Origin of the sequence: Bradyrhizobium sp. dw_411 (assembly GCF_018449695.1) — a bacterium.
Taxonomy (GTDB): domain Bacteria; phylum Pseudomonadota; class Alphaproteobacteria; order Rhizobiales; family Xanthobacteraceae; genus Bradyrhizobium.
The window spans coordinates 1-17,204 of the sequence record NZ_JAAVUY010000029.1 but is presented as its reverse complement, the minus strand read 5'-3'; the positions used below and the strand labels follow the sequence as shown (position 1 = coordinate 17,204).

Sequence of the window (17,204 nt, the reverse complement as noted above, 5' to 3'; positions counted from 1 at the left end):
CGTGCCGGGTCGGGTCAAGGCTGAATCCCCGCGGCCTTGACCACGGCCAGGAAATCCTCGGTTTCGCGCGCCATGAACGCAGCCATCTCGGCTGTGGTCATCGGCTGGGTTTCGACGCCGAGTTTCTTCAGCGCTTCCTGCGTCGCGGGTTCGGCCAAAAGCTTTTCGCCGGCGGTGTGGAATTTCTCGACGATATCGCGCGGCGTCTTCGCGGGCATGAACACGCCGAGCCAGAACACGCTATCGGCGTTCTTCAGCCCGATATCGATCGGCGTCGGCAGATCAGGCAACTCCGCGACGCGTTTGGGCGTCGAGACCACCAGCGCGCGGACGCGGCCTTCCTGGATCAGCGGCAGCGCGGTCGCGAGCGGGCAGAAATAGAAATCGATCCGGCCGCCGAGAATATCGGCGATCACTTCGGCGCCGCCGCGATAGGGCACATGGGTGGTCTCGATGCCCGCGGCAAGGCGGAATTTCTCGGCGCTGATATGCACCGCGCTGCCGACGCCGACGGAGCCGAACACAATCGAGCCCGGCCTGGCTTTGGCGTCCGCAATGAAATCCTGAATGGTCTTCCACGGCCGCGATGGCGGTACGATCATCACATTGGCGCTGAAGCCGATCATCAAGGCCGAGGTCAGGTCTTTGTTGGGATCAAACGACAGTTTCGGATAGATAGCCGGCGCGATCGCCAGCGCCGAGGATTGGGCGAGGATGCTGTAGCCATCCGGATCGGCCTTCACCACCATCGCACTTCCGAGCGTGCCGCCGGCGCCGGGGCGATTTTCGATCACGATGGCTTGACCGATCTCGGCCGACAGCCGGTCGAACACCAGCCGCGGCACCACATCGGCTGCGCTGCCGGCACCGAACGGAATCGTCGCCCGGATCATCCGCGACGGCCAGTTCTCCGCCTGCGCCGCGGTGGCGGCGGAAAGGCATGCGAGCACGAGCAACAATGGGATGGATCTACGCATCTAAACTCCGGCTTTCATTTCAGGTCATCGGCAGGAGAACTGCAAGAACCATTCCCATATTCGTCGTCCCTGCGCACGCCGGGACGATAGAGGACTTTACTCCAGCAGCGTGAACTGCAGCAGCAAGGTGCGCTGGATCAGCGAGAAGTTATCGTCGGAGACCAGCGTCAGCACGGTCTCGCCCTCCGGCGTGACGTGGGCGTCGATGCCCTCCATATTGTCGATCTCGTCATGCAGGTCCGCATCAAAAATCGAGGGACCATCGACCACCGCGCCCGGCGCAACCGACGCCAGCGGAATGCGCCGGATGCGGATGCCGACGCCTGACAGCAGCGAGAATTTGCGCTCAAGCACCAGCAGATCGCCCGAAGGCAGCAGGACCGCGTCGCTGATGTCGAATTCTCCGGTACGACGAACGCTGAATTGCCCGGGCGTCGGGCCGCCGACCAGAAACGCGATCAGATTGCCCTTGGCATCGAGGCCTCGTTCGGACATCGCGACCAGCGTACCCGCGAGCGGCATACCCTTCGGCACGAACACCAGCGCTTCCAGCCCCTTGTTGGACGGCAATTTGGCCGCCGCAGCCGGCAACGGCACCACTTCGCCGCGTGAATGCGTAAAACCCTTGCTGAAATCGAAGCGCAGCACCTGGTGGACGCGTTCAAGGCCGATATAGACAAAGGAGCCATCGAGCGCGATCGACTCCGAATCGAACCAGCCGCGCGTGGCGATCGGCTTCTCGTCGGGACCCAGCATCGGCGCGGCCTCGACATCAGCGAGCCCGCTCATCTCGCGGCCGTTATAGACGATCTTGCCGGTGAACCAGTTTCCCTTGTCGCTGAACGAGATGAACCGCTCGCCCTTGGGGTCGAGCCGCAAGCCGGACAGCCCGCCGAAGCCGGGAAAGCGCGAGGTCAGCACCAGCCCGCTGCGATATTCCAGCGATCCAAAGCGCGTATGCGCGCGGTCGTTCGGATCAAAGGACAGTATCGGCCTCGCGTTGACCTCGATCGATACGGCTTCGGTGACCGAGAATTCATCCGGCGGAATCGGCTTTGGCGGCGGCTGCGTCGCATGCTGTGCCCGCGCGACATCCGTCAGCGCGATCGCCGAGAGCCCGAGCGCGGTGGATTTCAGGAAGCGGCGTCGGGTGAGGTCGCGAACCGGCTCACGCCTCATGGATATCTACGAATGCAATCTGCGCTTGGGGCCGCCACCGCGGCCTGTCTTGGCCGGCGCGGCACCGCTGGTCTCGCTGAACAATTCCGCGAGCTTTTCGGTGATGGCGCCGCCGAGTTCTTCGGCGTCGACGATGGTCACCGCGCGGCGATAATAGCGCGTGACGTCGTGACCGATGCCGATCGCGATCAGTTCGACCGGCGAGCGGGTCTCGATTTCCTCGATGATATGGCGCAGATGCCGCTCCAGATAATTGCCGGGATTGACCGACAGCGTGGAATCGTCGACCGGCGCGCCGTCCGAAATCATCATCAGGATCTTGCGCTGCTCGGAGCGGCCAAGCAGGCGCTTGTGCGCCCAGTCCAGCGCCTCGCCGTCGATGTTTTCCTTAAGCAGGCCTTCGCGCATCATCAGCCCGAGATTCTTCCGCGCGCGGCGCCATGGCGCATCGGCGGATTTGTAGATGATGTGGCGCAGATCGTTGAGACGGCCGGGATTGGCCGGCTTGCCGGCGGCAAGCCACGCCTCGCGCGATTGTCCGCCCTTCCAGGCGCGTGTGGTGAAGCCGAGAATCTCGACCTTGACGCCGCAGCGCTCCAGCGTGCGCGCCAGAATATCCGCGCAGGTCGCCGCCACCGTAATCGGGCGGCCGCGCATCGAACCGGAATTGTCCAGCAGCAGCGTCACCACGGTGTCGCGGAAGGTCGCTTCCTTTTCGTGCATGAACGACAGCGGATGATAGGGATCGGTGACCACGCGCGACAGCCGCGCCGGATCGAGAATGCCTTCCTCGAGATCGAATTCCCAGGCGCGGTTCTGCTGTGCCATCAAGCGACGCTGCAGCCGGTTCGCCAGCCGCGCGACGATGCCCTGCAGATGCGCGAGCTGCTTGTCCAGATAGCTGCGCAGCCGTTCCAGCTCGTCGTGATCGCAGAGGTCTTCGGCCGCGATCACCTCGTCGAATTTCGGCGCGAAGGCGTGATATTCCGGCCCGCGCGGTTCATTGGCGCCACGCGAATTCGGCCGCTGGGCTTCCCCCGGCGTCTCGTCATCGCCGAGTTCGCCGTCATCGAACGTATCGCTGGTGGACGCCTGCGCGCTCTCCATCGCGCTTTCGGACATTTCGTCCGAGGTCGCCTGGGCCTGATCGGCACTCATTTCCTGCGCGGCATCGCTGTCGGGCGAACCCTCGGCGCCGGACTGATCATTCTCGCCGTCGCGGTTCTCGTCTTCGTTCTCGTCTTCGTCGGCCTCGGCATTGCGGTCGTCGCCGAGTTCGAGCGCGGTCAACAGATCATGCACCGCATCGCCGAATCTCGCCTGATCTTCCGCGAAGCGGTCAAGCTGGTCGAGCCGCGCGCCGATCTTGTCTTCCAGCACCGGCCGCCAGAGATCGACCATCTTGCGGGCCGCCGCCGGCGGCGCGAGGCCCGTGAGGCGCTCGCGCACCAGCATTGCCAATGCGTCGGACAAGGGTGCATCGGCGCGATCGGTGATCTCGTCGAACTTGCCGCGATGGAAGTGATCGTCGAGCATCGCGGTAAGATTCTTCGCCACACCCGCCATCCGCCGCGAACCCAGCGCTTCGACGCGGGCCTGCTCGACGGCTTCGAACACACCGCGCGCCTGCGGATTTCCCGGCATCAGCTTGCGGTGCACTTTCGGATCGTGACAGGCGAGTTTCAGCGCGATTGAATCCGCATGGCCGCGCACGATAGCGGCGTCGCGCCGGGTCATCTTGCGCGCCGGCTCCGGCAGCCGCGCCTTGCCCGGAGCCAGACCGGGACGTTCGGCCGCGAACGTCACCTCAAGCTCCGGCGCTTTCGCGATCGCGCGCAGGCAGGACGTCACCGCGCGCTTGAACGGTTCGGTCGGCGCTTCCTTCGATCCGGTGCGAAATTTGGAGTTCGACGTCGTCATGTCTACCTCACCGCCGTCGTCCCTGCGACAGCGGGGACCTCACGGCGGCCGTTATGGTCGGACTTAAGAGAGCGCCACGTTCACCGAGGATTCCGCGAGTTCGGCGTTGAAGCAGCGCTGATAGAATTCAGCCACCAGCGGCCGTTCCAGCTCGTCGCACTTGTTGAGGAAGGTGACGCGGAACGCAAAACCGATGTCCGAGAAAATCTCGGCGTTTTCCGCCCAGGTGATCACGGTACGCGGGCTCATCACCGTCGACAGGTCGCCATTGGCGAAGGCGTTGCGGGTTAGATCCGCCAGCCGCACCATCTTGTTGACGATGTCGCGGCCTTCCTGGTTGCGATAGTGATGCGCCTTGGCGAGCACGATCTCGACTTCCTCGTCATGCGCCAGGTAATTCAGCGTGGTGACGATCGACCAGCGGTCCATCTGGCCCTGGTTGATCTGCTGGGTACCGTGATAGAGGCCCGAAGTATCGCCGAGGCCGACCGTGTTGGCGGTCGAGAACAACCGGAACGCCGGATGCGGCTTAATCACCTTGTTCTGGTCGAGCAGGGTCAGGCGCCCGGAAACTTCCAGCACGCGCTGGATCACGAACATCACGTCGGGACGGCCCGCGTCATATTCGTCAAACACCAGCGCGATATTGTTCTGCAACGCCCAGGGCAGAATGCCGTCGCGGAATTCCGTGACCTGCTTGCCGTCGCGCACCACGATGGAGTCCTTGCCGACCAGATCGATACGGCTGATGTGGCTGTCGAGGTTGACGCGCACGCAAGGCCAGTTGAGCCGCGCCGCAACCTGCTCGATATGGGTCGATTTGCCGGTGCCGTGATAGCCGGTGACCATGACGCGGCGGTTCTTGGCAAAGCCGGCGAGGATCGCAAGCGTGGTGGCGCGATCGAAACGGTAATCGGCATCGACATCCGGCACATGCGGATCGACCGTGGAATAAGCGGGGACCTCGAGATCACTGTCGATCCCGAATACCTGCCGAACCGACACCTTCATATCGGGCAGACCGGCAGGTGCCCCAGCGTGTTCTTGCGATTTGGTCATGGCGGCGGTCGTCATCAATCCTCCGAGGTCTCGGACGCTCCCGAAACCAGATTTTATGGTGTGGCTGCGGATGGGTGCTGGAATAAACCTATCAGAGAGCCGCGGCGGGCAGAAGCCCGCGGCTTAATCAAAGTTCCGTTGCTATATCATCAAGATAGGCACTGAGCCCGGTTTTTGGAAGGCTGCCCTGCGAATCACGCCGTACTTTCGCCGGCATAGCCGGTCAGCCCGGCCCAGGGAGCGTTCATTGGCGTCCATGGGGCCCAATGGCACTTTCCACCCTCGCCGCGAGTTGTGCTAGGTCTGCTTTGAGACCGGCCCATAACGTCATTACGGGAACTTTGTGACTTCATTTATTGACCCATTAATTGCGTTCGTTTCAACGCATCCCGGACTTGCCTATCTGACGCTGTTCCTTGCAGCCCTGCTGGAAGCCGTTCCGGTTGTCGGCGCGGTGATTCCAGGCTCGACCATCATCTTTGCGCTGAGCGCGCTGGTGCCGGGCGGCGAGTTGAAGCTTGAATGGGTGCTGATCGCCGCAGGCGCAGGCGCCTTGCTCGGCGATGGCTCTGCGTTCTGGATCGGACATCGCAGCCAGCGCGAAATCCTCAACGCCTGGCCGCTCTCGAATTACCCGAGCGTCGTTGCGCAGAGCGAGGCGTTCTTCAATCGCTGGGGCGCGCTGGCGGTATTTTTTGCCCGCTTCGTGCCGCCGATACGCGCCTTCGTACCGGTCACCGCGGGCGCACTCGGCATGTCGCGGAGGATGTTTTACGCGGTGAATATCCCGGCGATCCTGCTATGGGCGCCCGCCCATGTGCTGCCCGGCGTGCTCGCGGTCTCCGCGCTTCACAAGTACGGCGGATTTGCACCCCATTCCGGCCTCGCCAAGCATTACTGGATGCTGTTCGTGATCGGCGCCGCCGCGATTATCGCGCTGGTGGTCTGGATAATCCACCGCCGGCAGGGCGGCGGCGTGGTCGAGCCAGCAGCGCCGGCTCGGAAGAATCCGTGACGCACGACTCTCAGGTCGCGCCGCGCACAACCGTCTTCAGGTAATTATACGCCTTGATGATTTCGATCAGGCGATCCTCGGTGGAGCGGTCGCCGCCATTGGCGTCGGGATGGTGCTGTTTCACCAAAGCCTTGTACTTGGCCTTGACGGTCTCGAGCGTCGCGTCGGCGCCGAGCCCCATCACCTGCAGCGCCTTGCGTTCGGCGTTGAAAATCTTCCGGGTTTCGACCTTGGCTTCCGCACCCGCACCGGGTCCCGGCCGCCAGCTACCGCGGCCGTTCAGCTCGCTGAACATGCTGAAGGGATCGGACGCACCTTCGAGATCGGCTTCGGGGCTGCCCTTGCCCTTCTTGGCACTGGTATTGGCGCCCATTTTCCAGGTCGGGCGATGGCCGGTCAGCGCATCCTTCTGGTAACGCGCAACCGCGTCCGCATTCATGCCCGAGAAGAAATTATAGGACTGGTTATATTCGCGGACGTGATTGAGGCAGAAGTGCCAATATTCCTTGTCATTGGCACGGCCCTTGGGCGCCCGGTGCGGCCCCTTGTTCTTGCAATCGGGCCATTCACACATCGCGGCTTCTTCACGCGCCTGCGCCTGCTGCTTGGCGCTCAGCTTGTTCGGCTTGATCCGGATGGAGTCGAAGAATTTGGATGAATCAATTGGCATGGCTGACTATGACAACGCAATGCGAAAGGCTTCAAGTCTTGACATTGCGATTCCCTCACTCTCGATGCGCCATTGACGCAGAACGGTCATGGACGTATTGCCGCGCCATGAGCACCAAAGACACTATCATCAACAAGTTGCGCGAAGCTTTCTCCCCGGAGAGCCTCGACGTAGCAGACGAATCACATCTTCATGAAGGCCATGCTGGCCATAGGCCGGGCGGCGAGACCCATTTCAGGGTCTATATTGTATCGCCTGCCTTTGAAGGGAAGAGCCGGATCGAGCGCCACCGGATGATAAATTCAGCGCTGGCGGCGGAACTGGCCGGCTCCGTGCACGCTTTGGCGCTCAAGGCGCAGGCGCCCGGGGAAGCCAAATAGGCCGGCAAGCAGTTAGAACGCCGTACCGGCGCGCTTCGGCTTTTTCTCCTCGATCTCGGCCTCGCGCGGCACCGCGACAATTCGTAGCGCCGTGATGCGGTTGCGCTCACGCCGCAGCACCCGAAACCGGAAGCCGTGGAAGGTAAAACTCTGGCCGCGTTCCGGGATCGAACGCGCCTCATGAATCACGAGACCGGCAACGGTGGTCGCCTCCTCGTCCGGCAGATGCCAGTCCATCGCGCGGTTGAGATCGCGGATCGGCACCGAACCATCGACTACGACGGAGCCATCGGGCTGGGCGCGAACGCCGGCCACCACCACGTCGTGTTCGTCGGAAATATCGCCGACGATTTCTTCCAGAATGTCTTCCAGCGTCACCATGCCTTCGACTTCGCCGTATTCGTCGACCACCAGCGCGAAGTGGGTCTTGCGGCGGCGGAATGCCTTGAGCTGTTCGGACACCGGGCGCATCTCCGGCACGAACCATGGCGGCAGCGCAATGGTCGAGACGTCGATACTGGCGGTATCGCCCTCGGCGGCGCGGATCGCACGCAGCAGATCCTTGGCGTGCAAGACGCCGATGATATTTTCTGGCTTTTCCCGCCACAGCGGAATCCGGGTGTATTCGGTCGCCAATACCTCGCGCACCAGTTCCTCCGGCGGCAGGTCGGCATTGATCATCACCATTTCGGTGCGATGGACCATCACGTCGGAGACCTGAAGCTCGCGCAGATCGAGCAATCCGCCGAACATGTCGCGGTCCTGCTTTTCGACCTTGCCCTCGTGATGCAGCAGATCGACCGCACCGCGCAGACGTTCGGTCGGCGACAGGATCGGCTGGTTGTGACCGATCTTGATGCCTAAAAGCCGCATCAGGACGCGAACGACCGCTTCGATCACCGTGAGAAGCGGTCCGAACACATAGACCATCAGCTTCATCGGCCGCGCGACCAGAAGCGAGACCCGATCCGGTGCATTGATCGCGATGGTCTTCGGCAGCACTTCGGCGAAGATCACGACCATCACCGTCATCACGCCGGTGGCATAGAGCACGCCGACCTCGCCGAACCACGCCGTAAAGATGCCGGTCGCCAATGCGGAGGCGCCGATATTGGCGATGTTATTGCCCAGCAACAGCGCGCCGATCATCCGTTCGCGCATTGCAAACAGGCTGGAAACCACGCCGGCATCGCGATTGCCCTGCTTTGACAGCCGCAACATGCTGGCGCGCGAAGCGCCGGTCAGCGCGGTCTCGCTCGCCGAAAAGAACGCCGAGACCAACAGACAGGCAATGACGACGGAAGGTGTAAACCAGTCCATGACGCGTTATTCACTTCGCCCGTTTGATTGCAGTTTCGCTTTGAGGAAATCACGAACCAGTGACGGCTCCACGTCGGGCGCGATCACCGCGCGCCCAACCGCCTCCAGCAGGATGAAGGTGAGCCGCCCGCGCTTGACCTTCTTGTCCTGTGCCATCAGCGTCATCAGCGCATCGGCGTCGGCCAACCCTTCCTGGGTAAATCCGGCGATGTCCTGCAGCCGGGTCGGCAGGCCCACTTCGGCCAGATGATGCCGGACCCGCGTGGCGTCCTTTTCAGAAATCATCCCGAGTTGCGCGGATAATTCCGCCGCCAGCACCATGCCGACGGAAACGCCTTCGCCGTGGAACAGCCGGTCAGAGAAACCAGTCGCGGCTTCCAGCGCGTGTCCAAACGTATGACCAAGATTGAGCAACGCGCGCTCGCCGGTTTCGCGCTCGTCGCGCGACACGATCGCGGCCTTGGCGCGGCAGGAGGTCGCGATCGCGTGTTCACGGGCGCCGCTTCCTGAGAAAATACCGGCGTGATTGGCCTCGAGCCAGGCGAAAAACGCTTCGTCGCCGAGCACGCCGTATTTGGCGACTTCGGCATAGCCGGCGCGGAACTGGCGCGGCGACAGCGTGTCGAGCACCGCGGTATCCGCAACCACCAGCACCGGCTGGTGAAACGCGCCGAGCAGGTTTTTACCCCTAGGCGAGTTGATCCCGGTCTTGCCGCCTACGGAAGAGTCGACCTGCGCCAGCAGCGAGGTCGGCACTTGAACGAAATCGACGCCACGGCGCAGGATCGCGGCCGCGAAACCCGCGAGGTCGCCGACCACGCCGCCACCCAGTGCGATCACGAGATCATTGCGTTCGATCTTCGCTGCGATCAAAGCCTCGCTGACCTGTTCGAGACCGGCATAGCTTTTCGAACCCTCGCCTTCCTCGACCACGACGCGCGACGTCACGATTCCGGCGGAAGCCAGCGAAGCCTCGGTTTTTTCCAGCCAGTATTTTGCGACGGTGCGATCGGTGACGATCGCCGTGCGCGCGCCCGGCCGCAACGCCGCAACGCGTGCGCCCAGCGACGACAGCACATCGCGGCCGATGATGATGTCATAGGCGCGCTCGCCGAGCGCGACATCGACCGTGATCGGATCGGAATGTTTCAGCGGCACGGTCATGGCGTGGCACCCATCGTGCCCGACGCTTGCACAGCAACCGTCGCGCCGCCGCACAAGCGGCCATACAGCGCTTCGATACACTCCTCGACGATTTTTTCGTGCGGCACGTCGCGCGACCAGACCGTCAGATCGGCATGCTGATAGATCGGCTCACGTTCGCTGAGCAGACGTCCGACGGTTGCTTCAGGGTCGGCAGTCTGCAGCAGCGGACGGTCGGCGCGGCGCTTGACCCGGCGCATGATGATCTCGGCGTCGGCCTTGAGCCAGATCGAGATCGCCTTGTCGCGGATACGATTGCGGGTTTCCTCGCGCATGAACGCGCCGCCACCGGTCGCAATCACACTGGGACCATTGTCGAGCAGTCGCGCGATCACCCGCGCCTCGCCGTCCCTGAAAGCCGGCTCGCCGCGGTCCTCGAAAATATCCGGGATCGACATGCCCGCCGCCGTCTCGATTTCGGTATCGGCGTCCAGAAACGGCAGCCGCAGCCGCGCCGACAGCCGCCGTCCGATGGTGGATTTGCCGGCCCCCATCATACCCACCAGCACGACCGAACGCATTCCCAGCGCCGCGGTAATTTCGGCATCCTGGGGTGTGCTGGCGCTGGCCGATATGGCTGTCTCAGACATCTCTTCGCTCGGTTGCCGCAAATGCGGCCGGTTCGGGGTCACCATACTACCCCCGCCGATATGCTTGCCAGAGACTCTTGCAACGAAGGGGGGAACATGTAGGTAGTCAGATCAGGCTATCCCCGATGATTTCAATAGTTAATTCGCCGCCTGAGGCTCCGAGATGCCCAGCCTGTTCCGGTTTCTGACGGTCGTCGCTGTCATCGGCGGGGTCATCTATGGCACGATTTTCGCGCTGGCGAATTTCGTTAACCCGAAACCGCGGGAAATGACCATCAACATCCCCCCAGACAAGTTCCTCAAGAAATAGGCGCTAGGGTTGGCGGATGAACGCCAGCAAGACCTCCGACACCAAACTGACCAACCTGTTCCTCGACATGCTCGCGGCCGAGCAAGGCGCCGGCAACAATACGCTCGATGCGTACCGCCGCGACCTGACCGATTTTTCGGAATTTCTTAGGTCTTCGGGACAGGATTTTGCCGGCGCGCAAACGCAAGGCTTGCGGGACTACCTCGCCGACCTTGACGCGCGCGGCTTCAAATCATCGAGCGTCGCGCGCCGGCTGTCGGCGATGCGGCATCTGTTTCGTTTCCTGCTGAACGAGCGGATTCGCGGCGACGATCCCGCCGCGATCCTGTCCGGGCCAAAGCGCGGCCGCGGCCTGCCGAAAGTACTGACGATATCGGAGGTCGATCGCCTGCTGGTTCACGCCAAGACGCTGACGACAGCCCCCGAAGTCTCCGCGCCGCAGCGGCTTCGCGCGCTGCGCCTCTATTGTCTGCTCGAAGTGCTCTACGCCACCGGTCTGCGGGTCTCCGAACTGGTGTCGCTGCCGCGCACGGCGGCGCGCCGCGACGCGCGCATGATCGTGGTGCGCGGCAAGGGCAACAAGGAACGGCTGGTGCCGCTGAACGAGCCGTCGCGGCAGGCGATGGCGGACTATCTCGCGGCGATCGAGGCGCTCAAAACCGAAAAGAAGAAAAACGCGGCGAACTCGAAATGGCTGTTTCCATCCTCCGGCGAAAGCGGTCATTTGACACGACAGCATTTCGCGCGCGACCTCAAGGAACTGGCGGCGGCCGCTGGCTTGGCGCCGAGGCTGGTCAGCCCGCATGTGCTGCGCCATGCCTTTGCGAGCCATCTTCTGCATAACGGCGCTGATTTGCGAATCGTGCAGACGCTGCTCGGCCACACCGATATCTCGACCACGCAGATCTACACCCATGTGGTCGAGGAACGCCTGAAAAGCCTGGTGCGCGACCTGCATCCCCTGGCCGAGAAATGACGCCGCGCGCGGCCATCTTGACTTCGCCGGCTTCTCACCTGAAAGAGCCACATCCTGCCGGCGACTTTGGCGTGCGCTGACAAAAGGCAGCTCATTCCACCTCGGAATGCGCGCTAAATAGTTGAAGATACTTGCTTTCTTCACGCGAACCGGAAGCCGCTTCGCTCCTGCGGCTTCGTCCTTATATTGAGTTGATGCCGGATCCCATGCGCAGTTACCTCGATTTCGAAAAACCCGTCGCCGAACTCGACGCCAAGGTCGATGAATTGCGCGCGCTCGCGGCGACCGGCAGCGATATCGGCGAAGAGATTGCGCGGATCGAAGACAAGGCCGCGCAGGCGCTGAGCGATCTCTACGCCAATCTGACGCCGTGGCAGAAAACCCTGGTCGCGCGCCATCCGCAGCGGCCGCATCTGACCGATTTCATCGCCGCGCTGATCACCGACTTCACCCCGATGGCAGGCGACCGCAAATTCGGCGAGGACGAAGCGCTGGTGGGCGGATTCGGCCGTTTCCGCGGCGAGAGCATCTGCGTGATCGGCCAGGAAAAGGGCGCCACCACCGAATCCCGCATCAAGCATAATTTCGGCATGGCGCGGCCGGAAGGCTACCGCAAGGCGGTCCGGCTGATGGAGATGGCGGATCGATTCGGGATTCCCGTGCTGTCGATCGTCGACTCCGCCGGCGCCTATCCCGGCATCGGCGCCGAGGAACGCGGCCAGGCCGAAGCCATTGCGCGCTCGACCGATGCCTGTCTGTCGCTCGGCGTACCCAATGTCGCGATCATCACCGGCGAGGGCATGTCGGGCGGCGCCATCGCGATTACGACGGCCAACCGCGTGCTGATGTTCGAACACGCGATCTACAGCGTGATTTCGCCGGAGGCCGCCTCCTCGATCCTGTGGCGCGATGGAACCAAGGCCCAGGAAGCTGCGACCAGCATGAAAATCACCGCGCAGGACATGCTGCGTTTCGGCGTGATCGATTCGATCCTGAAGGAGCCCTCGGGCGGCGCGCATCGCGATCCCGCCGCCATGATCGCCACCACCGGCGACGCCATCGCCCAGGCCTTCGCCGATCTGCGCCCCCTCGACACCGACGCGATTCGCAAGCTGCGGCGGCAGAAATTCCTCGATATCGGCCGAAAGCTGGGCTGAAGCCCGGCCTTGGCCGAGGCGGAAACGCCTCCGAGGGACGCGTTTGGGGCATTTTGACCCCGGTCTTTGCGAAATTCAGCCCTTTTGGCCGCAATTAGGCCCGGACCGCCTTATTTAATATCTGTTCACCACGCCTGAGGTGGATCCTGCCGCAATGCCTCCGTCGGCTTGCGACAAAGGGGGCTTAAGGATAATATTTTATTCAATGGCTTCAGGGCATGGATGCCGTTCTTGGTTGCTTTTGGGGTGCAACATTGCCCGTCGGGTGTGGAGCTCTGCATTGATAAATCGCACGCTGGTTCGCGCGGTCCTCACATCAGTCGCGCTGGCGGCCGGTGCGCTGTTGGCTAGCTGCAACAGCGACGAGATATCGCTCGCCAATAATGCCAAGGCCAACCAGCCCGTTTCCGCCAAGCTCGTCGCCGAGATGGCGGCCAAGAACATGGACCTGCAATCGCCGATGCTGGTCCGCCTGTTCAAGCAGGAAGCCGAACTCGAAGTCTGGAAGCAGGATCGCACCGGCCGCTTCGCGCTCCTGAAGACCTACCCGATCTGCCGCTGGTCGGGAGACCTCGGCCCCAAGGTTCGTGAAGGCGACCGTCAGGCGCCGGAGGGCTTCTACGCGATTTCGCCGAGCCAGATGAATCCGCAATCGGCCTATTATCTTTCGTTCAACACCGGCTACCCCAACGCTTACGACCGCTCGCTCGGACACACCGGCTCGGAGCTGATGGTGCATGGCGACTGCTCGTCGCGCGGCTGCTACGCGATGACCGACGAGCAGATCGCGGAAATCTATTCGCTGGGGCGTGAATCCTTCTTCGGCGGCCAGAAGTCGTTCCAGTTTCAGGCGTATCCGTTCAAGATGACGCCGGTCAACATGGCGAAGCATCGCAACAATCCGAACATGCCGTTCTGGAAAATGATCAAGGAAGGCTATGATCATTTCGAAGTGACGAAGCAGGAGCCGAAGGTCGATTTCTGCGAAAAGAAATATGTGTTCGATGCGGTGAAGTCGCCGGACGCCAAGCGCGATCCGGTGTTTGAGGCCTCGGCAAAATGCCCGGCCTACGTCATTCCGGATGAAGTCGCCGACGCGGTGCGCGAGAGGCAGCGTGAGGAAGAAGCCGAGACCGCCAAGCTGGTCGCCAAGGGAACGCCGGTCGCCCGGATGAACACCGGCATCGACGGCGGCATGAACCGGGTGTTCGCCGCCCGTATCCCCGACGGCAACACCGGATTGTCGGATGGCGGCAGCGGCCAGGGCCTGCAGCTCGCGTTTTCACAACAACGGGCGCCGGGCACCATTCCCGCGGGCGTCAATCCGCCGCGCGGTCAAGTGACGTCGCCGGACGAACCGTTATTGGCCTCTACGGCTTCGACCCCGCCAGCGACGCGCGTCGCCTCGGCGGCACCGTCCTCATCCCAATCCGACGAAGGCTTCTTCAGCAGCCTCGCACGCAAGGTCGGCCTCGGCAACGCCACCGCGGATACCACCGCCACGGCCGCGCCGGCCCCCACTGCCCCATCAGCCAAGCCGAAGCCGTCGCGTCCGGATGGGTCGATTCCGAAGACCGCCGCAGCGACCAAGCCGGATATCAAGACGGACACCAAACAGGCCGCCGCCCGTCCGCCGCTAAAGCCGACAGTGACCGACAGCGCAGCGGCGCCCGCAGTCGCCGCGCCTGCGGCCGGCAACAGCCTGGTCGCCGGCGCTCAGCCGATCGTATCGACAAACTCGTTCGACAGCCGCTTCTCGGCCACGAAGTAGAGACTCTTGCCGTTCGCCTGAGCGGAACGGCGGGTCGCACACCTCCCGACAAACACACCAGATCGTAGGGTGGGCAAAGCGAAGCGTGCCCACCACTTTAACATGCTCTGACCATCATCGAGTTCAATGGTGGGCACGGCGCAAGCGCGCCTTTGCCCACCCTACGATCTCGGCACTCACCATCTGGCTAAGATGCCGATCGTGCGTTAGCCTCCTCATCCGCTGCTACAAAAATCTCGAAACTTAGATCTCGAAGGTCTGGGTTTACGAGGCAAAAAACGGAGGATGACCATGACTGACCCCGAATCGGGTGCCCTGCACCGTCGTCGATTTCTGAAAGGGGTGGTCATCGCCGGCGGCGCCACCATCGCGGCTCCCGCGGCCGTTCAGGCGCAAACACCAGACAAGCCAAAAGCCAACGCCGCGCCGCCCACCGCCGCCGCAAAAGCCAGCGAGCGCGAACATCCGCCGGAAGTCGAACGGCTGACGACGGAAAAGACCGGTTCCGACTTCATGGTCGACGTCTGCAAGACGCTCAGTATCGACTACATGGCCTCCTGCCCCGGTTCGACATTTCGCGCGCTGCAGGAAAGCTTCATCAACTACGGACAGAACAAAAGTCCGGAGTGGCTGACCTGCATGCATGAGGAAGTCTCCGTCGGCATGGCGCATGGCTATGCCAAGGTCGCCGGCAAGCCGATGGCCGCCATCGTGCATGGAACGGTCGGCACGCAGCATGCGGCCATGGCCATTTACAACGCCTATTGCGACCGCGTGCCGATCATGGTGTTCACCGGCAATGCCGGACCGCTCGATGAGCGCCGGCCCGGCGTCGAGTGGTTCCACAGCGTGCAGGATCCCGCCGTCACCGTGCGCGACTTCGTCAAATGGGACGACTATCCGATGTCGCTTCAGCATTTTGCCGAGTCGACCGTGCGTGGCTATGCGCTGGCTTGCGCGCAACCTGCGGCACCGGTGTTCATCACCGCGGAGGCCAAGCTGCAGGAAGAACCGCTGGAGGAGCGTGAGCTGCGCAAGCTCTCCATTCCGCGCCTGACCAGAGCATCGCAAGCCGTCGGCGACGCCAATGCCTTGCGCGAAGCCGCCAAGATGCTGATCGCGGCCGAAGCGCCCGTCATCATCGTGGATCGTTATGCGCGCTCCCAGCAGGCGATGGACGATCTCGTCAAGCTCGCCGAGCTTTTACAGACGCCCGTCGTCGACAATCGCGGGCGCATGAACATGCCGAACACGCATTATCTTTGCCAGTCGGAGCGCGGGCCCGCATTGATCGCGCAGGCCGACTGCATCCTGTCGCTTGAGCCGGTCGATCTCTATGGCCAGCTCAATGTCATGCGCGATCAGTTGGAGCGCACGGTCAGTTCAAAGGTCAAAAAGGGCGTCAAGGTCATCAGCATCTCGACCCATGATTTGCTGACCCATTCCAATTACCAGGATTTTCAGCGCTATGCGGCCGCCGACATTAACATGACAGCGGACGCGCAGACGACGCTGCCGTTCCTGATCGAAGCTATCAAACGCGAAATGACGTCCGGCGGCAGCGCCTTCGAGGCGCGTGGCCAGAAAATGCGCGGAGCCTTTAACGGCTTCGCAGACCGCGCCCGCAAGGAAGCCGCGCTCTCATGGGACGCCACGCCGATCTCGTCGGCGCGGATGTATATGGAGCTCTGGGAGCATCTCAAGAAAGAGGATTGGGCGCTGGTTTCGGACAGCGACTTCTCGTCGAACTGGCCCTACCGGCTGTGGCCGATGGAAAAACACTATCGTGCCATCGGCGGCTCGGGCGCTTATGGGGTCGGCTATCAGCCCGTCGCAGCACTCGGGGCCGCGCTGGCGCATCGCGACGCCGGTGGTGGACGCGTCGCGGTCAGCATCACCGGTGACGGCGAGTTCAACATGGCGCCGCACACGCTGTGGACTGCCGCCCATCACAACATTCCGTACCTGACCATCATCCAGAACAACCGCGCCTATCACCAGGAGGTCATGCACGTCCAGCGCATGGCCAACCGGCACAATCGCGGCGTGCGCAACGTGCCGATCGGCACCACCATCGACAATCCGAACATCGATTACGCCAAGATCGCGCAGGGATATGGCGCGGTCGGCATCGGCCCGATCAACGATCCCAACGATCTGTCCGAGGCGATCCGCAAGGGCATCGCCGCCGTCAAGTCAGGGCAGCCCGCGCTGATCGACGTCGTCATGCAGCCGCGTTGAGGAGAGAACCATGAGACATGTTATTCTCGCCTTCACAGGCCTGATGCTGGCGGCCGGTCCGGTCTGCGCCCAGCAGGACTCAGCGCCGGCCGGCAACGCCGCGAACGGCAAGACGCTCTATAATCAGGTGGGTTGTTATCAATGCCATGGCCAGGCAGGCCAGGGCGCACGGATGACCGGCCCAAGCGTTTCGCGAACGCAGTTTCCGTTCGAAGGCTTTCTGTATCAGCTTCGCCATCCGGCCAACCAGATGCCGCCCTATGAAGCCGCGATTGTCTCCGACCAGGAAGCCGCGGATATCTACGCGTATCTCCGGCAAATGCCGGCGCCGCGCGATCCCAACGGCATTCCCCTGCTCAAGGCGGAGCATTGAGCGTTTATCGGGAACGTTTCTGATTCACCTGTTCCAGCTTCTCATGGTTCGAGACGCGCGAAA

At 62.7% G+C, this 17,204-nt stretch carries 16 protein-coding genes; 8 read left to right on the top strand and 8 right to left on the bottom strand.

Annotation, left to right across the window (positions count from 1 at the left end; genetic code table 11):
• Positions 1-14: 14 nt before the first annotated feature.
• From HB676_RS31910 to cobS, 4 genes are all read right to left on the bottom strand, one after another.
• Positions 15-977 (bottom strand): tripartite tricarboxylate transporter substrate binding protein, encoded by a 963-nt coding sequence (locus tag HB676_RS31910; protein ID WP_213742484.1) that lies wholly within the window; start codon positions 975-977, stop codon positions 15-17.
• 96 nt (positions 978-1,073) lie between these two features.
• Positions 1,074-2,156: an esterase-like activity of phytase family protein gene (locus HB676_RS31905; RefSeq protein ID WP_213742483.1), complete on the bottom strand. Its 1,083-nt coding sequence runs from the start codon at positions 2,154-2,156 to the stop codon at positions 1,074-1,076.
• A 6-nt stretch (positions 2,157-2,162) separates the two neighbouring features.
• Positions 2,163-4,076 carry a cobaltochelatase subunit CobT gene (cobT, locus tag HB676_RS31900; protein WP_213742482.1) on the bottom strand — a complete coding sequence of 638 codons (1,914 nt, stop codon included), beginning with the start codon at positions 4,074-4,076 and terminating at the stop codon, positions 2,163-2,165.
• A 63-nt stretch (positions 4,077-4,139) separates the two neighbouring features.
• A complete protein-coding gene (gene cobS, locus HB676_RS31895) occupies positions 4,140-5,150 on the bottom strand; it encodes a cobaltochelatase subunit CobS (RefSeq protein WP_213742481.1) in 1,011 nt (336 codons plus the stop codon).
• A gap of 328 nt (positions 5,151-5,478) precedes the next feature.
• On the opposite strand from cobS, the gene HB676_RS31890 reads away from it, so the two are divergent.
• Positions 5,479-6,150 carry a VTT domain-containing protein gene (locus tag HB676_RS31890; RefSeq protein ID WP_213742480.1) on the top strand — a complete coding sequence of 224 codons (672 nt, stop codon included), beginning with the start codon at positions 5,479-5,481 and terminating at the stop codon, positions 6,148-6,150.
• A gap of 10 nt (positions 6,151-6,160) precedes the next feature.
• On the opposite strand, the gene HB676_RS31885 is transcribed toward HB676_RS31890, so the two are convergent.
• Positions 6,161-6,820: a DnaJ domain-containing protein gene (locus tag HB676_RS31885; RefSeq protein ID WP_213742479.1), complete on the bottom strand. Its 660-nt coding sequence runs from the start codon at positions 6,818-6,820 to the stop codon at positions 6,161-6,163.
• 107 nt (positions 6,821-6,927) lie between these two features.
• Between HB676_RS31885 and HB676_RS31880 the strand changes: the two genes are divergently transcribed.
• Entirely contained in the window at positions 6,928-7,200 is a 273-nt protein-coding gene (locus HB676_RS31880) for a BolA family protein (RefSeq protein ID WP_213742478.1), read from the top strand.
• A gap of 12 nt (positions 7,201-7,212) precedes the next feature.
• Here HB676_RS31880 and HB676_RS31875 read toward each other — a convergent pair whose 3' ends face one another.
• From HB676_RS31875 to HB676_RS31865, 3 genes are read right to left on the bottom strand one after another with little or no spacing between them, the layout of a single operon-like run.
• Positions 7,213-8,520, bottom strand: a complete 1,308-nt coding sequence (locus HB676_RS31875; protein WP_213742477.1) for an HlyC/CorC family transporter — start codon at positions 8,518-8,520, stop codon at positions 7,213-7,215.
• 6 nt (positions 8,521-8,526) lie between these two features.
• Positions 8,527-9,684: a 3-dehydroquinate synthase gene (aroB, locus tag HB676_RS31870; protein ID WP_213742476.1), complete on the bottom strand. Its 1,158-nt coding sequence runs from the start codon at positions 9,682-9,684 to the stop codon at positions 8,527-8,529.
• Positions 9,681-10,313, bottom strand: a complete 633-nt coding sequence (locus tag HB676_RS31865; RefSeq protein ID WP_213742475.1) for a shikimate kinase — start codon at positions 10,311-10,313, stop codon at positions 9,681-9,683. The genes aroB and HB676_RS31865 overlap by 4 nt, the downstream gene beginning before the upstream one ends.
• 163 nt (positions 10,314-10,476) lie before the next feature.
• Between HB676_RS31865 and HB676_RS31860 the strand changes: the two genes are divergently transcribed.
• The 6 genes from HB676_RS31860 to HB676_RS31835 all read left to right on the top strand — a co-directional run bounded on the left by HB676_RS31860 (position 10,477) and on the right by HB676_RS31835 (position 17,141).
• Positions 10,477-10,623, top strand: coding sequence for a histidine kinase (locus HB676_RS31860; RefSeq protein WP_213742474.1), 147 nt, complete (start codon positions 10,477-10,479; stop codon positions 10,621-10,623).
• Between the two features lie 16 nt (positions 10,624-10,639).
• Positions 10,640-11,599 (top strand): site-specific tyrosine recombinase XerD, encoded by a 960-nt coding sequence (gene xerD, locus HB676_RS31855; protein ID WP_213742473.1) that lies wholly within the window; start codon positions 10,640-10,642, stop codon positions 11,597-11,599.
• 194 nt (positions 11,600-11,793) lie between these two features.
• Complete coding sequence (locus tag HB676_RS31850; protein WP_213742472.1) at positions 11,794-12,756, top strand: acetyl-CoA carboxylase carboxyltransferase subunit alpha; 963 nt, start codon at positions 11,794-11,796, stop codon at positions 12,754-12,756.
• Positions 12,757-13,036: 280 nt separating this feature from the next.
• The gene (locus HB676_RS31845) at positions 13,037-14,527 is read left to right on the top strand and encodes a murein L,D-transpeptidase family protein (protein WP_213742471.1); all 1,491 of its coding nucleotides are present in this window, start codon (positions 13,037-13,039) and stop codon (positions 14,525-14,527) included.
• 291 nt (positions 14,528-14,818) lie between these two features.
• Positions 14,819-16,768 carry a thiamine pyrophosphate-dependent enzyme gene (locus HB676_RS31840; protein WP_213742470.1) on the top strand — a complete coding sequence of 650 codons (1,950 nt, stop codon included), beginning with the start codon at positions 14,819-14,821 and terminating at the stop codon, positions 16,766-16,768.
• 10 nt (positions 16,769-16,778) lie between these two features.
• Entirely contained in the window at positions 16,779-17,141 is a 363-nt protein-coding gene (locus HB676_RS31835) for a cytochrome c (RefSeq protein WP_213742469.1), read from the top strand.
• Positions 17,142-17,204: the final 63 nt, after the last annotated feature.